The organism is Argonema antarcticum A004/B2, assembly GCF_023333585.1.
Lineage (GTDB): Bacteria > Cyanobacteriota > Cyanobacteriia > Cyanobacteriales > Aerosakkonemataceae > Argonema > Argonema antarcticum.
Genome location: NZ_JAIQZN010000002.1, coordinates 59,431 through 81,521, shown reverse-complemented (window position 1 = coordinate 81,521; position 22,091 = coordinate 59,431). Strand labels below are relative to the sequence as shown.

18 protein-coding genes are annotated in these 22,091 nt (G+C 43.9%); 4 read left to right on the top strand and 14 right to left on the bottom strand.

The window, feature by feature from the left end:
• Positions 1-247: 247 nt before the first annotated feature.
• Together LAY57_RS01540 and LAY57_RS01535 are read left to right on the top strand one after the other, a co-directional pair.
• The gene (locus LAY57_RS01540) at positions 248-1,015 is read left to right on the top strand and encodes a PEP-CTERM sorting domain-containing protein (RefSeq protein WP_249064528.1); all 768 of its coding nucleotides are present in this window, start codon (positions 248-250) and stop codon (positions 1,013-1,015) included.
• Positions 1,016-1,211: 196 nt separating this feature from the next.
• Complete coding sequence (locus LAY57_RS01535; RefSeq protein ID WP_249064527.1) at positions 1,212-2,825, top strand: glycosyltransferase family 39 protein; 1,614 nt, start codon at positions 1,212-1,214, stop codon at positions 2,823-2,825.
• Between the two features lie 4 nt (positions 2,826-2,829).
• Here LAY57_RS01535 and LAY57_RS01530 read toward each other — a convergent pair whose 3' ends face one another.
• From LAY57_RS01530 to LAY57_RS01500, 7 genes are all read right to left on the bottom strand, one after another.
• Positions 2,830-4,107, bottom strand: a complete 1,278-nt coding sequence (locus LAY57_RS01530; RefSeq protein WP_249064526.1) for an O-antigen ligase family protein — start codon at positions 4,105-4,107, stop codon at positions 2,830-2,832.
• Between the two features lie 88 nt (positions 4,108-4,195).
• Entirely contained in the window at positions 4,196-5,443 is a 1,248-nt protein-coding gene (locus LAY57_RS01525; protein WP_249064525.1) for a glycosyltransferase family 4 protein, read from the bottom strand.
• Positions 5,440-6,372, bottom strand: coding sequence for a glycosyltransferase family 2 protein (locus tag LAY57_RS01520; RefSeq protein ID WP_275993473.1), 933 nt, complete (start codon positions 6,370-6,372; stop codon positions 5,440-5,442). The genes LAY57_RS01525 and LAY57_RS01520 overlap by 4 nt, the downstream gene beginning before the upstream one ends.
• 98 nt (positions 6,373-6,470) lie before the next feature.
• On the bottom strand, positions 6,471-7,700 hold the full coding sequence (locus LAY57_RS01515; protein WP_249064524.1) for a glycosyltransferase: 1,230 nt from the start codon (positions 7,698-7,700) through the stop codon (positions 6,471-6,473).
• Positions 7,701-7,736: 36 nt separating this feature from the next.
• Complete coding sequence (locus LAY57_RS01510) at positions 7,737-8,606, bottom strand: sulfotransferase family protein (RefSeq protein WP_249064523.1); 870 nt, start codon at positions 8,604-8,606, stop codon at positions 7,737-7,739.
• The gene (locus LAY57_RS01505; protein ID WP_249064522.1) at positions 8,596-10,152 is read right to left on the bottom strand and encodes a lipopolysaccharide biosynthesis protein; all 1,557 of its coding nucleotides are present in this window, start codon (positions 10,150-10,152) and stop codon (positions 8,596-8,598) included. Before LAY57_RS01505 ends, LAY57_RS01510 begins: the two co-directional genes overlap by 11 nt.
• 157 nt (positions 10,153-10,309) lie before the next feature.
• Positions 10,310-11,521 carry an endo-1,4-beta-xylanase gene (locus LAY57_RS01500; protein WP_249064521.1) on the bottom strand — a complete coding sequence of 404 codons (1,212 nt, stop codon included), beginning with the start codon at positions 11,519-11,521 and terminating at the stop codon, positions 10,310-10,312.
• 142 nt (positions 11,522-11,663) lie between these two features.
• Between LAY57_RS01500 and LAY57_RS01495 the strand changes: the two genes are divergently transcribed.
• Positions 11,664-12,338 (top strand): class I SAM-dependent methyltransferase, encoded by a 675-nt coding sequence (locus tag LAY57_RS01495; RefSeq protein ID WP_249064520.1) that lies wholly within the window; start codon positions 11,664-11,666, stop codon positions 12,336-12,338.
• Positions 12,339-12,356: 18 nt separating this feature from the next.
• Here LAY57_RS01495 and LAY57_RS01490 read toward each other — a convergent pair whose 3' ends face one another.
• The 3 genes from LAY57_RS01490 to LAY57_RS01480 are packed head-to-tail and all read right to left on the bottom strand — an operon-like array spanning position 12,357 to position 16,768.
• Positions 12,357-13,550: a glycosyltransferase family 4 protein gene (locus tag LAY57_RS01490; protein ID WP_249064519.1), complete on the bottom strand. Its 1,194-nt coding sequence runs from the start codon at positions 13,548-13,550 to the stop codon at positions 12,357-12,359.
• A complete protein-coding gene (locus tag LAY57_RS01485) occupies positions 13,534-14,835 on the bottom strand; it encodes a UDP-glucose dehydrogenase family protein (RefSeq protein WP_249064518.1) in 1,302 nt (433 codons plus the stop codon). The genes LAY57_RS01490 and LAY57_RS01485 overlap by 17 nt, the downstream gene beginning before the upstream one ends.
• Positions 14,825-16,768, bottom strand: a complete 1,944-nt coding sequence (locus LAY57_RS01480; RefSeq protein WP_249064517.1) for a heparinase II/III domain-containing protein — start codon at positions 16,766-16,768, stop codon at positions 14,825-14,827. The genes LAY57_RS01485 and LAY57_RS01480 overlap by 11 nt, the downstream gene beginning before the upstream one ends.
• Before the next feature lie 111 nt (positions 16,769-16,879).
• On the opposite strand from LAY57_RS01480, the gene LAY57_RS01475 reads away from it, so the two are divergent.
• A complete protein-coding gene (locus tag LAY57_RS01475; RefSeq protein WP_249064516.1) occupies positions 16,880-17,737 on the top strand; it encodes a class I SAM-dependent methyltransferase in 858 nt (285 codons plus the stop codon).
• Here LAY57_RS01475 and LAY57_RS01470 read toward each other — a convergent pair.
• The 4 genes from LAY57_RS01470 to LAY57_RS01455 form a co-directional block, all read right to left on the bottom strand.
• Complete coding sequence (locus LAY57_RS01470; protein ID WP_249064515.1) at positions 17,734-18,729, bottom strand: glycosyltransferase family protein; 996 nt, start codon at positions 18,727-18,729, stop codon at positions 17,734-17,736. The genes LAY57_RS01475 and LAY57_RS01470 overlap by 4 nt on opposite strands.
• Positions 18,730-18,765: 36 nt before the next feature.
• Positions 18,766-19,626 carry a glycosyltransferase family 2 protein gene (locus tag LAY57_RS01465; protein ID WP_249064514.1) on the bottom strand — a complete coding sequence of 287 codons (861 nt, stop codon included), beginning with the start codon at positions 19,624-19,626 and terminating at the stop codon, positions 18,766-18,768.
• 97 nt (positions 19,627-19,723) lie between these two features.
• Entirely contained in the window at positions 19,724-20,728 is a 1,005-nt protein-coding gene (locus LAY57_RS01460; protein WP_249064513.1) for a glycosyltransferase family protein, read from the bottom strand.
• Positions 20,729-20,769: 41 nt separating this feature from the next.
• Positions 20,770-22,089 (bottom strand): glycosyltransferase, encoded by a 1,320-nt coding sequence (locus tag LAY57_RS01455; RefSeq protein ID WP_249064512.1) that lies wholly within the window; start codon positions 22,087-22,089, stop codon positions 20,770-20,772.
• Positions 22,090-22,091: the final 2 nt, after the last annotated feature.

Sequence of the window (22,091 nt, the reverse complement as noted above, 5' to 3'; positions counted from 1 at the left end):
ATAGACATTAGACTGCTAAGTCGGTTACTAATAGAGCATGACGAAATCAATCGAGGGGTTCAAAGCCGCGGTAAGTAAAGGAGAGCACCAGTTGTCAATCTATATTTGCTAAACTAAGGGGCCTCTAGATCTAGCCTAAAGCCTCTGAGAATCAAAGCTCAATAGGACTCGAACAATAGTTAGACCGCCTCTTAGTCAAAATCATCATCACCAAGTTATATCTCTCACTACCTTTAGGATGGTTATCATGAAATTCAAACAAAGCCTACTTACTACCGCCGCTGCTGCAACTGCTTTATTCGGTATGGCTTCGGCTCCAGCCCAAGCCTTCAATTTTGGAAATGGGGGCATCACATTTGATGCTGATACCACTGTAGACTTTAACTTCATGGAATCCCACGGCTATTACAAAGGAAAACTGGGAGTTTTCGGCCCTGGTGGAACAAAAACATACCTGGGCATCAACGAAAATAACTTCTCGGATGCTGGGAATGCTGGGGAGTGGAAGGGAACTTGTGGTGTCACAGTTACAACTTGTACAGACGCCTTCACCTTTAAGGCGGGCGAGACATACAGCCTGTTTCTGGAAAGTTGGGGTGCGACAAGGCTAAATACGACCGTGTACTCGACAACGGCTAAGAATACGGGATCGCAGGTTGTAAATGGAGCTAGTTACAACTTCGGTCAACAGGTGAAGTTTTTCGACGACCTGACCCTGCTTAATGACCCCAAAATTAGTAATGGGAGTTTGGGAAGTAACGGAAGCTTGAACAGTAAATTGGTTACCACCGCTGGACTAGCAAATGCCGATCCCTTTGCTAAAACTATTCTCATGGCCTTCGAGGATCAAGGTCAGGGGGTACACACAGACTACAACGACTTCCTGGTAACAGCGAAGGCGAGAACCCCAGTTGCATCAGTACCCGAACCAGCTACCTTGGCGGGTCTCGGACTGGTGGCGGGCGCACTTGCCTTCTCTCGCAACCGTCGCCGCAGAGCTAGTCAGTTTTCATAATCACGACCTAGCTAGCATGAATTAAACTAGCTAACACAGAGTCTAAAACTCCGGTTTCAGGAGATTTAGGCTCTGTGTTGATTTTTTTTATGCCTAAGCCTATACAATCTTGAAGAGAAATTGTGTGATTGTTAACCGTTCCGAAGACTCCGGCTTTGAGGAGGATTTAGCAACGGGTATACAAAGCTAATTTGGTATGAGAAGTAAATTAACCCAGAATAGTAGTCTGCATACAACTTGGTTACGGCTTTTAATCATCCTTATATTGGTATTGGGAGTCTTTTTTAGATTTGTCAATTTGGATAAAAAAGTTTACTGGCCTGATGAGGCTGTTACCTCATTACGGATTTCTGGATATACAGTGCGAGAATTAGTTCGGCAAGTTTTCGATGGTCATGAAATTGGCATAGAAGATTTACAGAAGTATCAGCACATCAACTCTGAAAAAAACGTAATCGATACAATTCAGGGTTTGGCAATGGAAGAACCCCAGCTACCGCCACTCTATTTTGTGATGGTGCGATTTTGGGCGCAATGGTGTGGCGATTCCGTGGCAGCAATCAGAAGTTTATCTGCCTTGATAAGCTTGCTGGCGTTCCCTTGCATTTACTGGCTATGTCAAGAATTATTTGAATCGCCGCAGGTAGGATGGGTAGCCATTTCACTCATAGCTGTTTCGCCATTCCACGTCCTTTACGCTCAGGAAGCGCGGCCATATAGTTTATGGATAGTGACAATTTTACTATCGAGCGTTACTCTGCTGCGAGCTATGCGAGTCCAAACCAAGCTGAGTTGGGGCATATATGCAGCTAGTATGGTATTGGGGTTCTATACATTTCTATTTTCTGGGTTGGTGGCTATTGGATATGGAATCTATGTATTTGCTACTGAAGGCTTCAAATTTAGTCAGAGGGTAATTGCCTTCTTGGTAGCATCGTTAGTGGCGCTGCTAGCTTTTGTGCCTTGGCTTTTGGCTTTTGCTGTTAATTTGTCAAAAGCTGAAGGCGGCACAGACTGGGCAGCAAGGAAAGTTAGCCTGTTCTCTTTAATTACAATGTGGGCTGGTAACGTTAGTCGGATTTTTTTTGATTTGGGTGTTGGTTCTGACGATCCATTAATAAAAGTTTTTCCGCTCATCCCTGTCATTTTAATTTTCTTAATTATAGTAGTATATTCAATTTATTTTCTCTGCTGCCGCACTCCAAAACGGGTGTGGTTGTTTGTTTTGATGTTGATTGGAGTGAGTGCGAGCGCTTTAATAGTTCCAGATTTAATTGTTGGTGGGCGAAGATCGGGGGTAGCTAGGTATACAATTGCTTGTTATTTGGGTATTCAGCTAGCTGTTGCTTACCTCCTGGGTACTCAAATTACTTCTATTTCTATTAATATCAGACGACAGCGGTTATGGCAGTTTTTAGCGATTATTGTGTTTTCGAGTGGAGTGCTGTCCTGTGCTGTCAGTTCTCAAGCACAAATTTGGTGGAACAAAGGGCCTGATCGAACTAAATACAATCCGCAAGTGGCTTATATTATTAACCAAGCTAAACACCCCCTGTTGCTCAGCGATGCTAATCCAGCGCACGTGCTGTCTCTTAGTTATTTGCTAGCAGCCCAAGTGCGATATCAGTTGGTGAATAAACCGAAGGTGTTCAAAATTAACTATGGTTTCAGCGAAGTATTTTTATACAAACCTTCGGATAAATTCAAACAGGCACTTGAGAAGCAGGAAAACAGGAAATTTAAGCCAAATAAAGAATTAGGTAAGTTCCAGAACAACCTTTGGCAATTGGAAAAACTATCCTCGGAATAACCGATTATTTTGAGGCGGTTTTAATATTATCTTTTGTCTGTGCGGGGGGGGTACTGTGGCGCTGTGGTGGGCTTTGTTGTTCGGAGGGTTCGATCGGTGTCATACTTATTACTACAAAAAATATCCAATAGATACTGTATGGCACTACCATGACTGATTGGGTTTGGTTCATAATGATAAAAAATGTCAGATATCCTATCGGCCAGAGGCTTTCTAGGGAATGGAGCGATCGCACCCTCTTTAAGGCTTGTGAAATAGAATATACAAAAGCCACAAGAAACACTATTGAGCCAATTAAGCCAAAATCAAGCACAATATCCAAAAACCCGTTGTGGGCGTGGGAAGGTAACCAGCCAAATGTACGCCAAACACTTGCATTCTCCTTACCTTTCCAGCCCTGCCAGAACCCGTGCAAACCGTAGCCCAGCCAGGGGCGCTCTCCGAGATAACCGAGCAGAACTGTCCACAAGGGGATTCGCCCGGTAAGAGTCGGATCTTTATTAATAGAAGCTAGGGCACTATTCCAGTTATCCGCAAGTGTTTGAGCCCCTATTCCGCTTACCAGCACCAGGATCAGGTACAGGGGTACAGCAATGACGGAGTTCCAGCGAAAAATTCTATGGAAGGGGGAAATAATTAACAGAAAGAGAAATCCGACTAGAGCGGTTTTTGAATTTGTGCCCAAGATTAGCTGAAACGAAATGGCAAAGACCAACCACCACAACCAACGTTTTTTATGGCTAGTTAAGGCTTTGATCAACAAAAATATACCTGCTATGGTCATAATACGACCCAGGACATTTTTATGTACGTAAATACCCCGCCAAGTTCCATTAAGTTCGCTACCAGCCTTATGCATTAACCCTAAGGATGGTTGGGCAAATACATAAAATATGCTCAGTACCGCTGCTATGCCGAAAACCCAGCTAAAGAGATCGGTTTGCTCTTTGTAGTTGTACCGGGTACAAATATAAGCTCCCATTAAGGTTGTTTCTATCAGTTTCACTGCCGCTGTTTTAGTGTCGCTTGGTGCATCTGACCAATACTGAGAGATATAAGTTAGCACCACAAAGAGAACTAAAAATTTTCCTTGCTTAATAACAATAAAAAAGCGATCGCGCCGTAAAAAGAGACAAAAGATAGCAATGTATAAAAGCAATTTCCACACGTAAAACTGGCTGCGGCCTACCCATGCGTAACCGGCTTCTTTATAAAGGGGAATGAAAGCTTCTGTGAGCATCAAAAGGAGTAAAACGGCGTAGGCTTTTTCGGCTGCTAGCATTAGCCGAACTAGCGATCGTGTTGAGCTATGTACGAGGGACATTGCAGTAGTACGGAAGTATAATTTTACGATAGTACAAAAGGGTGGTTTATGCTTTTCCTAAGATTTCTGTGAAAATCGACAAGTATCGCTGTGCTTGCAGTTCTAGGGGATATTCTTGTTCGGCTTTTTGACGGGCGCTAGAGGATAGTTTTTGATGGCGTTCTTTGTTTTCTAACACCCAGTCAATTCCTTGAGCTAAGTCTTCTATTTTATAAGGTTGAGCTAGGTAGCCGTTTTGCTGGTGTTCGATCGCGTCGGGCATTCCGCCGATATTGAAGGCGACGCAGGGTGTGCCGCAGGCTAGAGCTTCCAGGACGGTGTTTGGCAAGTTATCTTGGATGGAGGGTGCGATAAAAACATCTGCTGCTGAATAAACAAGGGCTAATGCAATATCGTCTCCCAATCTGCCCAAGTAATGAGATCTAAAACCTAAGTCGGTGGCACTGCTTGGCCCAGATGAACCGAAAACAACGAGTTCTGCGCGATCGTGCCATCCCGATTTGCTAAGCTGTTGTAAAGCTGGTTCCAGCAGATGAAATCCTTTCCTGCGATCGCTGGTTTTCATCGATCCAAAAAGAATGAGTTGCTTATCTTGAGGTAAATTGAGTAATTCCCGTGCTGTTTCTTTGTCTACTGGTTTATATCGTTGGAGATCCAATCCGTAGGGTATAACTTCTATTCGGATATCTTTAAAAAGGGAACTTGCTTTGGCGCATTTAGCTAACCATTGACTGGGGGTAACAACTGTTAAATTTAGTCTTTGCCAAGATTTAGATTTTCGCTGCCATATCCAACTGGATAAATCCCATTTGTTGTTGCTTTGAAGTTGAGGGCAATTTCCGCAGGATTGGGTGTAGCGATCGCAATCTTCGCTGTAGTGGCATCCGCCTGTAAATGCCCACATATCGTGGAGTGTCCAAACTAGGGGTTTGTTAAATTTTGCGATCGTTTCCAGTTGCAAGTAGCCCCTGCAAATCCAATGCAAATTTACCACATCTGGATTGACTTTGGCAACTTTAGAACCTATTGTATCTGGCACTAACGCAGGCCAAAATGTGGTGTTTTGCCGCTGTTTATAAAACTTTAAGGGCAAAAAGTCCAAACTTTCTCTAAAATTAGCAAGTTTTTGGATTATGGGACTTTTTGCTCCTATTACGCCGCTGTTATCGCTGACTTTATCTTGCACTAGCATTTGGGAAGGTACGCCAATAGTCTGCAAACCTTGATGCAGTCGATAAGCAGAACGACAAGCACCACCCTGGATGTCCGATTTGCAAAGGAGTAAAGGCTTCATTTGTTGTTTGACCTTATATTCTTCAATTTCTGGCGTAAGCTTTCTGGTATTATTATCCTAGCTGTTAGTTTAGCAAACTTTTGCGGAGATATCGCTCTGAGCAATAGCGCATCGAGCAGTATTTTTTGGGCATAAAGTTTTTCTCGCTCGCTTGCAATTAGTACGGAAACAACTTCTGTAACTAAAAATCCTTTGATTGCTTTGGGTGAGAGCGAGGATTCGTATTGCATAATCCAGTTTAACGATCGGCGGTAATCGCGCATTTTTGTTAAGCGATTGCTTCGCATATCGTTATGCCAAATACTTAAAGGTTCTTGAATAAAAATATATTTTCCGCCTGCCTCTTCAAGTCTTAAGAATACGTCCAGATCTTCGTGAGGAGATATGCCGGAACGAAACGGTACAGACATTGCTAATTGTCGTGACAGCATTATAGTACTTGTTTGGATAAATCCATTATAGACAAACATATAATCTGCTAAAGACTCTGTATCCTTTTTTGCCCTGTTAGGCTGGATTGTTACTTCGTAGCCTTTATCATTTTTTACCTGAGTATAGATTACTGCTTTTTCTGGATCGGAAGCGTTTTGAATTGTGGCTACTTGCAATTCTATTTTATTTGGCAACCAAACGTCATCTGAATCTAAAAAAGCTATATACTCTCCGGTAGCTGCTTCAATCCCGGTATTACGAGCTTTATCGGAGCCACCATTTTTCTCGTAAACGATGTAGCGAATTCTAGGGTCTTTAATAGCTTTGATTACCTCGGCTGTATTGTCGGTGGAAGCATCGTCAACTACGATTATTTCCAGGTTATTGTAGGTTTGTTTAATTACGCTGTCTGTGGCGCGAACGATTAGATTGGCGCGGTTATAGGTTGGTATGACAACGGTGACGAGAGGATTTTCTTTGACCATTTTATTGAACATAAATTACTTATTTTCCGTTAAACTAATTACTCAATGCCACTAAATATTTTTTTATATTTGGAAATAATAGATGATCCAGGTATTTTTATAATAATTTGTTATGCCTCCCCTAAATTTTGATAGATTTCAACCAGTCTATCGTTTAATTTGTTAAGGTCGTAAGATTTTTCTACGCAGGCGCGACCGGCACGGCTCATTTGCAGCCATATTTCTGGATGATCTGCCAAATAGCCGATTTTTTCGGCCAGAGTATCTGCATCGCGTTCTGGAACTAAGAAACCCGAAACGCCATTTTCAATCAATTCTGGGATACCGCTGTGGTGGGTGCTGACGACTGGTAATCCGATCGCCATTGCTTCTTTCAATACATTAGGTATACCTTCTTGAGCGCCGTTTTTAGCTGTGACGCTGGGGGCTACCAAAATATCTGCACCGCTGAGGATTTCTATAACTTCGTTTCGCTTTTTCCAGCCTAGCAGTTTTACCGCGTTTTGTAAATCGAGTTCCCGAATCAATTGCTGTAATTCTCCCATTAGCGGGCCATCTCCGACGATGAGATATTCGATGTGCGGGTAATTTTTTACCAGTTTTTCGATCGCTCTAATACCGTATTCTATGCCTTTGCTTTCCGCCAGACGAGCAATTGTTACTAATTTTACTCGTTGATCGGCACGTATTTGTCGCTGAGTAAAAGCAAAATTTTTCAGATCGAGTCCGGTGCGATATACGGTAATTTTTTTCTCATCGCACCCTAATTCGATCATCTGGCGTTTCATACTTTCGCAGACGGGAAGGAAGAAGTCTCCTTGTTCCCAAAGCTCGTTAAAATAATCTTTGCCAAACTTATTAATATAAACGATAAAATCGTTGCCGCGAAATGATGTTACCAACTTTCCTTTAAGGACTCCTATCTGGCGATACAATAGTCCTTGCAAGCCGAGAAATCCTAATTGACAGTGGATGATATCGTATGGTTTTTTACCTACAAATCTGCTGGTTCCGTAGAACAATTTTAGTGATGAAGCTTGCTGTTTGTATTTCAAATAGTCGATCGATCGCACCCAAATAGCAGGATTTGTTAAGGGATTTGCTATGATTATTCCTAGTGCTTTCATTACGCGCAAGAAACGGTTATCTGGCATTTGGGGATAGAAGGTGCGGTTGAGAAGTCGGTATTTTTCTACCCACGAATGCACTTGGGAAAGATTGCCGATTTTGTTAGAGTAAATATCGACTTCGTGTCCGCGATCGATTAAATCGACAATTTGCTGCAAGATGAAGGTTTCTGATACGGCGGGAAACTGGTCTACCAATACGGCAATTCTCATGCTGTTTCTCCTTTTGATGTCTGTAATATCGCTCTGCTAATTAGACATTTCATGGCTTTGTAAGTAGTTAAATTGCTTCATTTTTTCGCCGCAGATGCCTTCGATGCGAGCTAAATTATCCTCGCCAAAAAATTGCTTCCATTTGACGTTTTTATTACCGCCTGCTGGTTGAAATTGCACATCTACTTTGTCGGAAATATCTTTAACAGGTTGGAGTCCCAGTTTCTCGGCAAGTCGGGCGATTTCGCCGATTTTATCTTTCACAAAATCTTCGTATTTTACCAGTAGTATCTGATCTCGATTTTGCAGATATACGTTTGCTGTGTAGTTCCATCTTTCTGCTAATATTTCGATGTAATTTTCTCCTTTTATTCCCAACCAGGTTCCATCGAAAATAGAGGGCCAAGAACGGACAAGACGGTTATAATGTTCTTGTTCCATTTGGTTAAGATTGCCCGGTATTTCAAAAAGGTCGAGCATACTTCTGATATTATTTCTGGGGTCTCGAATCACAAATGCAAATTTTGCTTCGGGGAAATGTTCGACTAATTCGTCATAAAATAAAGTCAGGTTAGGCTCTTTTATGATATTTTTGGAAAATTCGAGTTTGTTGAGCTTAATAAAATCGCGAAAGGATATTTCTCCTTTTTTTACTGGTTCGTAAATGTTGCGATCGTTCGATTTCATCATGTCGATCAGAAACGCTTGGCCGGTCATTTCGCCCAGAAGTGCCGCAATAGCTGAGGTGCCAGACTTCTGGTTGCCCAAAACTATAATTGGTTTGGGATTGACTTTGGCGGAGATCGTTTCCCATTCTGTTTGAAGCTTTTTCAATTGCTTTTGCCCGTTGTATTTCAGGCGTTTAATCGGTTGGGGAATTAATTGTTTGAGCTTATTAATTTGCATTGCCAGCCTCCTTGGGTTTTGAACGCAAAGTTTTGATTAGTTGCACAATTCCACGCAGGGTCTGCCAGCCATTGGGCAGGATAGACCATGCCAAAATATAAAACAGTGTGTAAATAATAAAATCGATCGCCAATCCGATCGCTGGGTTCTGGGTAAACAGGATTAGATAATCTACTCCAAACAGTGCGGCACCAGCTAACACTGAAGCCAAGGCAGGTTTCCAGATTACAGCGTCAAGATCGGTGACGTTCAAAAATGTAGCTTTATAACAGTAGTGGATGGCGGGATAACGGGTGAGAATTCTGCTAATGCTGTAGGCTGTGGCTACACCGATCGCACCCCATCGAACGCCGATCGTAAAAGCGATCAGATCTACAACTGCGGTAAAAATGCCCCAACGCAACTGACGATCTGCCTTACGCAAGGAAGTATAAACCCATCCCGCTGCGGCGTTAAACGTTGCTACAAAAGTAGCTGGAGCCAGCAGTCGAAAGATTGCAATGGCGTCCGTCCATTGGTCGCCAAGGAGGGTCAGGATCACCTTATCTGCTGAGACGAACATTAACACAACCAGAGGCATTCCCAATATAACTAACATCAGAACGCCTTTCTGATAATAGCTGCGGTATCGCTCTGGCTCATTTTGGAGACGGCTGAGTGCAGGGAGAGCGACGTTGCTAATCGGTACGGTGATTTGTTGGAACGGCAGGAGCAGTAATTGGTAAGCTTTGGCATAAAGACCCAACTCTTGGGGCCCCCAGTACCATCCAATGAGCAGATTATCTGTGTTCCGACTAAAGTAATTAAGCATACTAAAGCCGGTAATGTGGCTGCCGAAGGCCAGCATATCACCTATGCCGCTGTTCCGATCTGGTAGACCGGGACGCCAACCAGACAGGATCCACACTCCGATCGTGTTACAGATCGTCATGCTCAATCTGGCAAACACTAGCGCCCAGTACTGGTTTTTATCGGGCAACATCAAGGCTGAGGCGATACCAACAATAACACTAACGAACATGGAGGTGAGATCGATCGCGCTTAAGGCTTTAAAGCGCATCTGCCTTCTCAGCAAGGCTTGGTGTTGGACTGTTAAACTACCGAAGATAAACCCGATTGCCAGCACCATTGCGATCGGTGTCAAACGCGGTTCGTTGTAAAACCAGGCAACCAGAGGTGCGATCGCTATTGTCAACACCGTAATCCCAAAACCGATCGCTACGTTTATCCAAAGCAGAGTGCTGACTTGTTTGTGGGTAATCTCAGATTTTTGGATCGTTGCTGTAGACAAGCCTAGATCTTTGAACAGATCGATAAAGCCGGTAATGATGACAACCATGCCAAGCAACCCATAATCCTCCGGTGTCAGCAGGCGAGCCATGACTGCGGTCGAGCCAAAATTGAGGATAATTTTACTTATCTGACTCACCATTGTGACCGCCCCGCCCCGCACTGAGCGGCCTTTGAGGTCGGCCTTCAGGTGGTCTGTGCGGAAGTGTCGATCGGGGTCGTTATCAGGAGGTATGTTGCTTGTGGGATCTGACAATTTGACACCTGTACAATAAGCTTGCAGACAAATTGATTATGGCTTATGTAGAGTTAATCGCTTATTAAAAACCGCGTAAAATTTGTGGAAGGTTACAATTTAGCGATCGCCGATAGTTTCAGAGCTTAACAAACGATCGTCTTTGTTTTTGGTCTGGTCAGCGGACTTCGCGTCTGGGTGCTTTATCGAAGGCAAGTGCCATCGCATTCCAGGCTAACTTGCGTTTCATTTCGGCGTCAAGCGGTAGAGGGCGCACCGCAGCGCCATCGTTTCGCTCCGCCCTTTCGGAAAGCCAAGTATAGCGATCGCTAAGCCCCCAAGTAGACACTCCTATCGTGGCTGGATTTTCCAGCACAACTGAAAGAAAATCTTGGTATGCTTTGGCAATGATGCGATCGCGCACATCAATCTCCTTTGGTAATGTTTGGTCTGTCACATCCATTTCTGTAATCATAATTTTTAACCCCATATTTGCCACTTCATCCAAAAAAGCTTTTAGCTTGGCGGGATTGAAGTCCCTCATTTCATTTCCCCGCCTTAATAAATGTCCCTGCAAACCCAAAACGTGAATAGGAGTTCCCTTCGATTTTAACCGCTCCAGCAACTTTAATACCGCCGTTCTTTTTGCACTTTCTTCCTCCCTGTCATACTCCAAACCGAACTCGTTATATGCTAACAATGCTTGGGGATCTGCCTTGGCGGCGGCGCGAAAGGCAATATCAATATAATCTTGCCCTAAATAATGAAGCCAATCTGGAAATTTCTGCCCTCGCCTGTTCGCCGTAATCTGCGGATCTCGCAATCCATCGGGATGTCGATCGGGAATATATATTCCTTCATTTACTACATCCCACATATATGTTTTTCCCGCATACCTTCCCACTGACGTTGAAATATGGTTAACTAAAATTTCTTCTATTTCTTTTGCTTTGGTATTTGCATTTTGAAATTTCTCAATTAACCATTTTGGATATGAATTATACCACACTAAAGGATGCCCTTTAAAAAGCATCTTATTATCCGTAGCAAACTTGGCAAACTTATCGGTATTTTTGAAATCAAAAACACCTTGACGTGGTTCAATTGCTCTCCAAGTAAATATTCCCACCAACAAAGCGCACTCTCGCACAAAATTAGACATAAACTGGCTATCTTGGGAAAATTTTTCATAGTTAGTTTGTGTAGATGCTCCGTAAATTAAACCTTTGGCGGTGGCCCGATCGCGCAAAGGTGCATCCCCCAATGCTAAAAGCGCTTGAGTTTGGTTATTTTCCCCTCTGAATTTGCTCTCTAGTGTAAAAGCACCTACCCCCGCCAACCCTCCCAATCCCAGTATAAATGCCCGCCTTCCTTTTAATTTTCCGTTCATTATTTTATCTGCCTACATCTGCGTGTATCTTTCTACCCTACGGTCAGGCTGCGCCAACATCTGCGGTTAATTTTTATGATTCCGAAGCTAGCGGAAATGATATAATAATTCTATTATTAGTATTAGCTCAGCTATAGCTCAAATGAGCGATATCTTAGGAAAAATTTACGATTTTCGACGACCTGATTCCCTAGCGTCAAAGCTAAGGAAAAAGCGGTTTGTATTGTTAAAATCACTGCTTGAATCAATTCCTGGCCCACTGAAGATACTCGACGTAGGTGGAACCCAGACTTTTTGGGAAAAAATGGATTTTTTGTCCCAAGAAGCGGGTCAGGTAGAAATTACCTTATTCAATATTAACGAAATTGAAGTTAATCATCCGCAGCTTAAAGTTGTTTATGGCGATGCTAGAGATATGAAGCAATTTGCCGATCGCGAATTTGATACAGTGGTTTCCAATTCCGCGATCGAACACGTAGGAGATTTTCGCGATCAGATGCAAATGGCAAATGAAATAATGCGTGTGGGAAAAAGATATTTCGTGCAAACGCCTAATTTATATTTTCCCATCGAACCTCATTTTCTTTTTCCTTTCTTTCAGTTTTTACCGCTGTCGGTAAAAGTGTGGTTAATTCAACGGTTCAAGTTGGGATGGCGCGGCCCAGTTTCCGACCAAGTACAAGCAATAGAAGCAGTCGATTCTATTAAATTGTTAAGCAAGCAAAAATTGCTAAGCTTATTTCCCAACGCCAATCTTTTTGAGGAAAAGTTTTTCGGTCTTACCAAGTCTTTGACAGTGTATGATGGTTGGGAATGAACAATCAACAATAAACGACTACTTGCCAAAAGCTTTCTTGTATGCTTCTAAAAGTTTAGGTGCTTGGTGACGCCACTCAAGCTTATCCTCCATTCTGCGCTGACCTTCTTCTCCCATTTGTTTTCTGCGATCGGGATCTGCTAAAAGTTCGAGAATTTTGTCGCCAAAATCTACAGGGTCGTTACCTCTAGCGTAAACCGATGCGCCTTCTGCCGATCGCCTTCCTTCCAACAAATCGAACTGGACAATAGGTTTCCCCAGCGCCATATACTCCATAATCTTATTCATCGTGGAGCGATCGTTGTAAGGGTTTTTGCGATCGGGATTCACACAAACATCGCAAGTCGAAAGTCTCGCCAGTAACTCATCATTGGGAATTCTGCCTGTAAATTCCACAAACTCGGTAATCCCAAGTTTTTCGTTGAGAACTTGTAGTTGATCGAACATCGGGCCGCTACCGATTAGCATAAACTGAATATCCTGGCGACCCTGTTCTCGGACAATATATTTCACAGCTTCCAAAAGGTAATCAATTCCCTCCGGTTCCCCCATCACCCCCACATATCCCACCAAATACTTCCGACCCCGGCGATAAACTGGATTGGGAGGAACTAGACGGAAGCGTTCCAGATTAGGCCCACTGCGAACCACAAAAACATCTTCTGGTTTTTTGCGTCCGCGCACAAGCGCCACTTCCCGGTACGACTCGTTAGTGCAAATCGATACATTCGCTGTCGCAAAAGTCAAGCGTTCCGCCCAGCGCAACCCATAATAGAAAATATCGCGCCGTGCGTACTTTGCTTCGTACATTTCTGGATTAATATCGTGGTGATCGAAGATGACTCGCACTCGTCGCCAAAGTTTAAACCAAGCTGCCACCAAAAAAAGTAAATCTGGCGGATTGCAGATATGGATTAAATCGAAACCCTGTTCTTTCCAGACGCGGTGCGCTAAGCGAAACTCCCAAACAACCGCCCAGAAATATTCTCGCAGATAGCCGTAAACCGAACTTATTTCAGGCGGCATAGGATGGCGATAGACGTGAATGCCATCAATAACTTCGTAGCTTTCTTCAAAACCCTTATCTTTCGGACAAATTACCGAAACGTGATATCCCGCCTGACGCAGGGTAGTTGATTCCAACCATACCCGGCGATCGAACGGAACGGGAAGGTTTTCCACAATAATCAGTACTTTACCAGCCGAGCCCATGATAATCCAACTCCTTAACTGGTTCAGTAAAGACACCTGCCAAATCTAAAATTTTGGTTCCTTGGGGAACTTCTTTTACAAGTTCGCGAAACTCTGGTGTAGAGTATGTCAGCACAACCATTTCCGCATCTGCCAAAGCTTGCTGTGGTTCGGCAACTAGCAAACCCTCAAAGTGAGGCAGATTTCGCTGAATGTAGGCGAGGTTAGTTCCCATCAGACGAGCTTGCTGCACTGCCTTATCGTAAATTTTGACTTGGCATCCTTCCCCGATCAAACGTTTGATCAGAATTACGGCTGGACTTTCCCGCAAGTCATCTGTACCCGCTTTGAATGCTAAACCGAAAACGGCGATTCGTCTAGCACCCGATCGCATCACCTCATGTGCCGCCAACTCAATTTGCAGGTTATTCGTGGTGGGGATAGAATTCAAAAACGGTATGGGTACATCCTTCGATCGCGCATAGTAAAGTAAAGCGCCCAAATCTTTAGGCAAGCAAGAACCCCCGTAAGCAAACCCCGGTCGCATATAAGTAGGCGAAAGGTTTAATTTAGTATCCTGAACGATCAAGTTCATCACTTCCCGTCCGTCTACCCCAAACGCTTTAGAAACCCGTCCAACTTCATTAGCAAAGCTTACCTTAGCAGCGTGCCAGGTATTGGCTACATATTTCACCATTTCTGCCACTGCTGGTTTTACCGTAATGATCGGCGCATCCACTTTGGCGTACATCTGGCGCACCCCTGCTTCCGCAGCCGGATGTTCGGTGCCGATAATAGTGTAAGGTGGCAGATCGTAATCCCGAATAGCCGAACCTTCGCGTAAAAACTCTGGGTTAAAAGCCGTATACACAGCTACATCCCCCGCCGCATCTTGCAGCAGTTTGGTGCAATGTTCTAACGTACCGGGAGGCACAGTGCTACGCAAAACTACCACGTGGGGTACTTGCTTGTGACGAATAGCTGCCCCAATTTCCTTACAGACGCTGAAAACGTAGCCGAGATCGGGTTCTCCTCTTTCTGTGGGAGGCGTACCCACACTGATCAGGGAAACATCGGATTCCATCACCGCTTTTTGGGAGTCTGTGGTAGCATCGATACTGCCTTTGGCGACACCTTCAGCTAGCAATACATCTAGTTGCGGTTCGACGATCGGCGTTTCTCCCGCTTTAATCAAGGCTACCTTTTCTGGGTTCACATCTACGCCGATGACTTCGTGACCGTCCCGCGCTAAGCAGGCTGCCGTTACCGCACCTACGTATCCAAGGCCAAAAATGCTAACTTTCATGAGAAATGTCCAAAGAGTTGGTTAAAGATACGGGCAATTTTGTATCCAAAGTTCCTACTAAAGTATAAATAGACTCTTTGAGGTTGAATCCAGACGAATACCATCCGGCTTCTTTCTCACCCCTAGCCAGCACCCATTGCATCTGAGAATCCAGGTGAATTTCCAAGCGTCCGCCATCCCAGGTTACCTGACAAATGTCCGATCGCAGGTCTACTCTACACAAGGGGGAAAAATGAAGACGCCACTCTAAACTATGCACTCCATTGCCTTCTAGGCGATCGCCAATTTCCAGTCGTTTGTTCTTCAGTTCCAGCTTGCGCTGATGAACTACTCGACCCGCTAGCCTAGTATACCCATCGTGTTCTGCTACCAGCACAGCACCTTCGGGTTTCTCTTCCCAGTGTATTAGGTTCGATCGCGCCTGTTCAACCCAGATAAAAATTCCGCCAGCTACCGACTGGTCGCAATTATCCACAGTTACTGTGTTATGCGCTTTTGTGCTGCGGAAATACTTTCGCCATTCCATGTCGGCGTGGTAAATATAAGTTCCAGGATCGACAATTACTGGCACTCCTGCCACACTCAGGGTGAAGGATAGCGCGTCTGCGTGTCCGTGTGCTGCGATCGAGAGAAAACCCAATGGCCCAGCATCGGCGACGCAGAAAATTTCCGATCGGCTACCCCGCTGATTCGTCAGTACGTAGATGCCCGCATCATCAAATTTTACCGAATTTTGGGGTAACTTGTATTCGATCGCTTCTTGTTCTGGATTATCCCAAATAAGAGTAGCGGCTAAAATACCCTCATCGTCTTTCGGTAGAGGCACTTGTGCTTTAAAACACTGGCGACCGAGACGGAAAAGCCAATCCAGACGTGAGGAATCCAAGGGTCTTAGCAAAAGTGCCATACCATCGTCGCCGTCCCCGTACTGTAGCAGGTTTCCCCCCACGTCCACTACTAAGGGAATTACTTCCAGCATCCGCTGCACCCACTGCTGGTAGTTGGCAGAAAAAGGAGTTCCCAAACGCTGTGCTTCTATGCCAGCTAATAGGAAAAATTCCAGAGAAAAGATGTGATAGGAAAATGCTTGTTCGCGGTTTAGTCCGGTGGAGAAGGTTTGCAGGGATATTTCCCGTTCTAATATTTTCCGGGATAAAACCTGCCACTGACTGGATTCAGGGAAGAAGGGCCAAACTTGGGCTGCGATCGAAAGTCCTGCCATTTCCCCGATTAAGTGATTGTTGGCGGAGGAACCGTGGGAATAGTGTTGGGAGATTAACCACTGATGCCAATATACGGTATCCCACAATACTCCTTTTTCTCCGAATAAATGCGTATGACTGGGGGAACCTCTGAGCAGGCGATCGATCCACACCCAGGATATCAAACGGACGCCGAATTCGAGGGAACTTGTCCAGTTTACGCCAATCGGAAAAGGATTTTGCTCTACCCAGGAGAGCAGTTGTGCCTCGACAGTTTCAGCATACCGCTTATCTTCTGTAAGCGCATAAGCGAGTGACAATACTGTGAGGTGATGATGGCGGTTCTTTTCCCAGATATTCTTGACGTTGCCGGTTACGGTCGAATCGCGGTAATTTAGGTCTGGGCCAAAGGTCTGGGGAGCGCGTTTACCTGTTTGCGGGTCGCGATGCCAGTCAATTTCAGGCTCCTCAAAAGAGATGTTAAGCAGGGTATACTTTCCCTGTAGATAGCGATCGGCTTCTTCTAGGATACCCTCCCGCTCCCGGACTGCTGACTGTGGTAGAGGTGGAAGTACCCACGTATCTTTGCCGAGTATATTAGACTTGGGAGCAAGCCAAGATTGGCACCCTCGCCAACTCTTCTTTTTTACGGTTAATTCCGCCCTAGCCACAATCTCTTCTAAAGACATGGCTTTCAAGCGGTGCCAATACCATTGCAGCTTTAGATTCACAATAAAAATAAATTGCTACTGTTAATAGGATAGATGACGTTGGGTGCGATCGCACTTCTATACTAAATTACAATAGACAAGTTCATGTTATTCCATAACGGAAACTTAAGCATGGCACAAATAACATCAGAGCAGTATAGTTCAATTCGACAAGTTCCGTATTTTCACGATGGAATTTACGCCGATCTTGATGTAGAAAAGACGTTAGACTACATGACGCGGCGCTACGTTCGGCCTTGTATCAAAAGACTGGATATCACTCAAGCGATCGTTGCCGACTGCGCGGCTGGTTTTGGCTGGGTTTCCTTTGCTTTTTTGCAAGCGGGCGCAAAGAAAGTTTATATGATAGAACCGGATAAACGCCGCTTGGAAGCAGCCAAAGAAATAGCAACAATTTTGGGTCTGGATAACAGATGCGAGTTTATTTGCGCTATCTTACAAGAAGTAGATTTGCCACCAGATTCGGTGGATATTTTCGCCTGCATAGAAACAATCGAACACGTTGGTAAGGAAAACGTAAAAGTTTGTGTAGAAACGATCGCTAGGGCAACCCGTTCTGTAGTTTTACTTACCACTCCAAATCGACTTTTTCCTGTTGTAGCGCACGACACGAAATTGCCTTTGGCTCACTGGATGCCCGCTTGGTTGCGTAAGCCCTACGCACGCGCTTTTCGCCGGGAAAAAATGGACTACAATAACTATTTTATCGCACCGTGGGAATTAGACCCTCTCTATCAAAAGTTCAAATCTGATGCACAGTATACCATGTTTTCCTCGCTTGAAGAATTCGATGAATTTTACCCTCATTACCTACCCTACGGAAGAAAGGAATCTGCGCGTTACAGAAAGCATCCGTCCACCCCTGCTCGGTTATTTGTAAGTACAGCAGGACGATTGTTTGGCAACTACGCATTTGCGGTGTCACCAAACTTGGCGACGGTTTGGACGCGCCGGAATTATACCAATTAACCGTGAACTTGGGCTCCATTCAGGATGGCATCTACTTTACTTGCTTGACCCAGCCATCGCTGGTTTCGTTCCTCTTTTAGTCGCTCCACTTCTGCGGTTAATTCGCTTTTTCTAGATATAGCTTCCCTACAACCTTTGGCGATCGATTCCGCATTAAGAGAATCTACGTAAACGGCACCTTTATAAAACAATTTTTTGAGAATTTTCGTCTCAGAAAGAATCATCGGTTTACCCGTTCCCACAGCTTCATTTGCTACGCTTAGTTGGACACCTTCTAATGTTGTTAAACCTAAAACGGCATCGGTGCAGCACAGCAACATATCGAATTCCGATTTGGGCAGAAATCCTACTAATTTAAGGTTGGGTGGTGCGTTGCTCAAGTCGTGCATTCCTTCAGCCCGTGCTGTTTTTCCGGTTACTATAAAGGTAATGTCTGGTATTAAACTAGCAGCTGCTAAAACGACTTCAATTGGTTCGTCAGCGTTAAAGGAGCAGGCAAATAAAATCCACGGATGAGGAAAGTTATCTTTAATTTCGATATTAACGGGATTTAAGAGTGCGGGTCTTGTTTCTAGGATGCAGAGTCGATCGCTTTTTACGCCTAGTTCTATAGCTTGCTCTTTTACCAATTCGTTATGTGGAAGCACTAGCTCGCAACGATTAAGAAGAGATAGGGCTCCAGGAAATTTTATCCAAGGAGCGCGGAACATACTGTTGTGACAATCGGCAATAATTATCACCTGGCGGTTAAACAATGCTTTGTATAAATGTGCGGTATACAGTAACGGTGTCGGAGCAATTTGAACCCAAATAACGTCTGGATGTTTCTGTACAAACAATAGCAGCGTTTTGGCGGCTTTGATGATATATTCTAACAATCTTAAATACCGTTTGTTGAAAGCAAACGTTATAAAGGTAAGTTCGTAGTTAAAGTGCGGCTGCATGGATTCGGGACGCCGCATAAAAGTCCATGCCACAAACAACTGTTTCATCTGCTTACTATACTCATTGCTGTTCAAGTTTCTTATTTATGTCTTAGGTTTTAAACTTTGTAAAGCAGAACTAATAAACAAATTGAGGTAAGGACTTAGCCAATATAAAAACCATACCGGGCCGCCATACCTTTTAGCATACAGTGTCCACTCTTTAGAAGATAACTCTTTAGGATTGTTCAACTTTTTGAGCCGATCGCTTAGAGGCAAGTTAGCATCCATCCAAGTTCCGATGATAGGATTTCTCGAACAAGTACCAACATAACCGGATGCCACCCAAATCGAACACCCCAGCTTACCCGCCCTTAATCCGTAGTCAAAATCTCCTCTGCGATGGGTCAAAACAGGATCTACGCTCCCTACATTTTCAGCCACTGCACGAGGAATCAAGACGCAATTCCCATTCATGGTATCGCACTCTAGGGGTTTCTCACCAGGTTCCAATAACTCAAATTTGAGAGGACGCCATTTTTTTAACCGTACCCTTCCCCCATAAGTTATCTTGCCTGTGGTGCGATCGCGCAACGAACCAACAACTATAGAGTCTGGTTTACCAGTTTCTTTCAAATAGCGATGGGTTTCCAAGAGATGACTTAGTGCATTGGCAGAAAGTTCGATGTCGTCATTTAGCCAGACGTAGTAATTATAACCGATTTTGGAGGCTTCTGCAAACGCAAGTCGCATCCCCCCTCCCCAAAATAAGTTGCCGTCCGCCTCAAGCAGCTTAACTGCTGGATAGGTATTCCTCACAGCATCTGAGGTACCATCAGTGCTGCCATCGTCCACCAAGTAGACATCACTGATGACGTTCTGCTCATAAATCCCTTGCAGACACGCTAAGGTTTTCTCACGCCGGTTATGACAAGCGATTAGAATCGCCAATTTCGCATCACTCATCCGATCCCACCATTCAACCTGTTAATCTTAAGATTACTTTAATTTTGCCGACCCAAAAACTGATTTTATCCTAGTTCTATTTCTAGTAAGTATAATCCTACAAGGAAGTATCCGCACCCCTATGATAGAGAAGCGCATCTACTTGCTCCGCCTGTTTAAGCCATCGTTGATTGCGCTCAACTTTCAGATCGACGATTTGTTCGATTAATTCAGCTTTTCTAGATATAGCTTCTTGGCAACCTTGTGCGATCGACTGAGGATTATCAGATTTCACGTAAACGGCACCCTTATAAAACAGCTTTTTTAGGAGTTTAGTCTCAGAAAGAATTAACGGCTTAGCCGAGCCCACCGCCTCATTGGCGGTACAGACTTGGACATCTTCTAATGTGGTTAGACCTAAAACAGCATCTGTAGTACACAATAACATATCAAACTCTACTGTTGGCAAAAATCCTGGTAATTTAACGTTAGGCGGGATGTTGGTCAAATTATGGATACCTTTGGCGCGGATCGTATCGCCAGTAAGCACAAATGTAATATCGGGCACCAAACGAGCAGCAGCCAAAACAACTTCAATAGGTTCATCAGCGTGGAACGAGCATGGAAACAGAACCCAGGGGTGGGGAAAGGCAGATCGATCCTCTATTATTCCACAATCTAACATTGCAGGCCGATCCTCCAAAACATACAAGCATTTGCCTATGACGCCTGCTGCTGTGGCTTGTTGCTTGACACAATCGTTGTGTAAAATTACCAGATCGCAACGATTAAGAAGATCTACCGCGCCTGGTAAATTTATCCAAGGAGCGCGAAACAAAACGTTGTGGCAATCTGCAATAATAATAACGTGACGGTTGAATAATATTTTATATAAATAAGCCACATATAGTAGAGGAGTAGGGGCAAGTTGCAACCAAATCGCTTCAGGCTTTTTGTGCAATAACAGCACTAGCGTTGTCCAACCTTTAACGAGGTACTCTAAAGGTCTTAAATAGCGTTTGGAAAAGGCAAATTGGCTAAATTTTAGTTCATAGCCAAAGTGGGACTGCATGGAAACAGGGCGTCTATGAAAAGCAATCCAGGCTACAAATAATTGTTTCATTATTTTTATGGTTCAAAAAACTGGCAGGTCAAACAATTTATCTATATATACTGAAATATTATACTGGCGAATTCTTCAGGAGAATTATCTTCTACAAAAGACTTCATTTTAGTGAAATCACAAAAAGAGCTTGGAGATTTGAGTAGTAACTGAGTTAACCCATCGGCAATTTGGGCTGGTACAGTTGTATCAACTGTCAAACCAAGGCCATATCTTTGAACTTGCTCTCCAATTAAACCATAATTTGAACTAAGCACAGGTTTACGGGCAGCGGCGGCTAATAATAAGATTCCACTCGCACCGACCTGTCGCTGGTAGGTCGCCAGGACAACATCTGCCATTAGAAAATATTTATAAACATCTCCTTCAGAAATAAAATCATACTTGCCGATTATTTGAATTGGTAGAGATTGACAAACTTCTGCAATTCGAGATTCTATTATTGATTTTTCTTCTATAGGGTGCGGTACTCCCAACAATACCAGACAAAGTTTTTGGCAAAGAGTAGGCTGCAACATCAATATAGCTTCTAGTAACTGATGAATGCCTTTACGTCTTTTGAGCGAGCCAAATAAAAGAAACACTTGTCGGTCGGGATGAATTCCTAAATTTTCCTTGAATGTGGCTAGATCGAATTCAGCGTTATTAGGGATTTGCACTGGATCTGGCAAATAGACTGCTTTGACCTGGCTATTAATTTTATTGATAGGGTTGACTGCCAAAGGATCGAGACAAAATAATATTTTTAGGTGTGGATTGCTGACAAGGCGAAGCAAAATAAATTTATCGCGCCACTGCTGTAGTAGCTCTTTTATGGAAGGCACATAGTTAGACAACTCGCTATAATGAAATTTGGGTTGGAAATAAATACCGGAAACCGAACAGGGCGGTATAGCTCCAAAAGCGAGTGGGAATTTCAAAAAATCAAAGTACATAATCAAGCAGTGAGTAGCTTCTAAAGAGCTAGCATACTTACAAATCAATTGCCACTCCTGAAACCACCGCCGGATGCGATCGCGGCGAAAATTGTCAGAGCAAAGAGAATTTTCCTCTTCAGGGGAGATAGGTATAAAATAGATGTTTTTACGATCGCATCTAGTAGCTATATTTACAACATCGGAATGTTGTACCATAAATGTGGGTGAGACAACCACATTCAAGTGTCCCGGTAATTCGCGATCGCACCAATGCCTAACCAGGTATCGTATATAGCCTGCATGATGACCGGCAACAGCAACATCAAAAAGCATCAGCTTACGCGGTGGGTTGGCGCAGTCTGTCCCCAGGACATAGTTGTTGCGAAGCGAATTGCCACTAAAACTCATCCGATCGCGATAGGAATACACATTTTCACTATACACGA

Bases quoted from the DNA above. Each gene is read 5' to 3' on its own strand.
- LAY57_RS01515 (WP_249064524.1), bottom strand. From the start codon at position 7,700: ATGAGAATTGCCGTATTGGTAGACCAGTTTCCCGCCGTATCAGAAACC.
- LAY57_RS01540 (WP_249064528.1), top strand. From the start codon at position 248: ATGAAATTCAAACAAAGCCTACTTACTACCGCCGCTGCTGCAACTGCT.
- LAY57_RS01495 (WP_249064520.1), top strand. From the start codon at position 11,664: ATGAGCGATATCTTAGGAAAAATTTACGATTTTCGACGACCTGATTCC.
- LAY57_RS01510 (WP_249064523.1), bottom strand. From the start codon at position 8,606: ATGCAAATTAATAAGCTCAAACAATTAATTCCCCAACCGATTAAACGC.
- LAY57_RS01490 (WP_249064519.1), bottom strand. From the start codon at position 13,550: ATGGGCTCGGCTGGTAAAGTACTGATTATTGTGGAAAACCTTCCCGTT.
- LAY57_RS01475 (WP_249064516.1), top strand. From the start codon at position 16,880: ATGGCACAAATAACATCAGAGCAGTATAGTTCAATTCGACAAGTTCCG.
- LAY57_RS01460 (WP_249064513.1), bottom strand. From the start codon at position 20,728: ATGAAACAATTATTTGTAGCCTGGATTGCTTTTCATAGACGCCCTGTT.
- LAY57_RS01500 (WP_249064521.1), bottom strand. From the start codon at position 11,521: ATGAACGGAAAATTAAAAGGAAGGCGGGCATTTATACTGGGATTGGGA.
- LAY57_RS01530 (WP_249064526.1), bottom strand. From the start codon at position 4,107: ATGCTAGCAGCCGAAAAAGCCTACGCCGTTTTACTCCTTTTGATGCTC.
- LAY57_RS01485 (WP_249064518.1), bottom strand. From the start codon at position 14,835: ATGAAAGTTAGCATTTTTGGCCTTGGATACGTAGGTGCGGTAACGGCA.
- LAY57_RS01525 (WP_249064525.1), bottom strand. From the start codon at position 5,443: ATGAAGCCTTTACTCCTTTGCAAATCGGACATCCAGGGTGGTGCTTGT.
- LAY57_RS01535 (WP_249064527.1), top strand. From the start codon at position 1,212: ATGAGAAGTAAATTAACCCAGAATAGTAGTCTGCATACAACTTGGTTA.
- LAY57_RS01520 (WP_275993473.1), bottom strand. From the start codon at position 6,372: ATGTTCAATAAAATGGTCAAAGAAAATCCTCTCGTCACCGTTGTCATA.
- LAY57_RS01470 (WP_249064515.1), bottom strand. From the start codon at position 18,729: ATGAAACAGTTGTTTGTGGCATGGACTTTTATGCGGCGTCCCGAATCC.
- LAY57_RS01465 (WP_249064514.1), bottom strand. From the start codon at position 19,626: ATGAGTGATGCGAAATTGGCGATTCTAATCGCTTGTCATAACCGGCGT.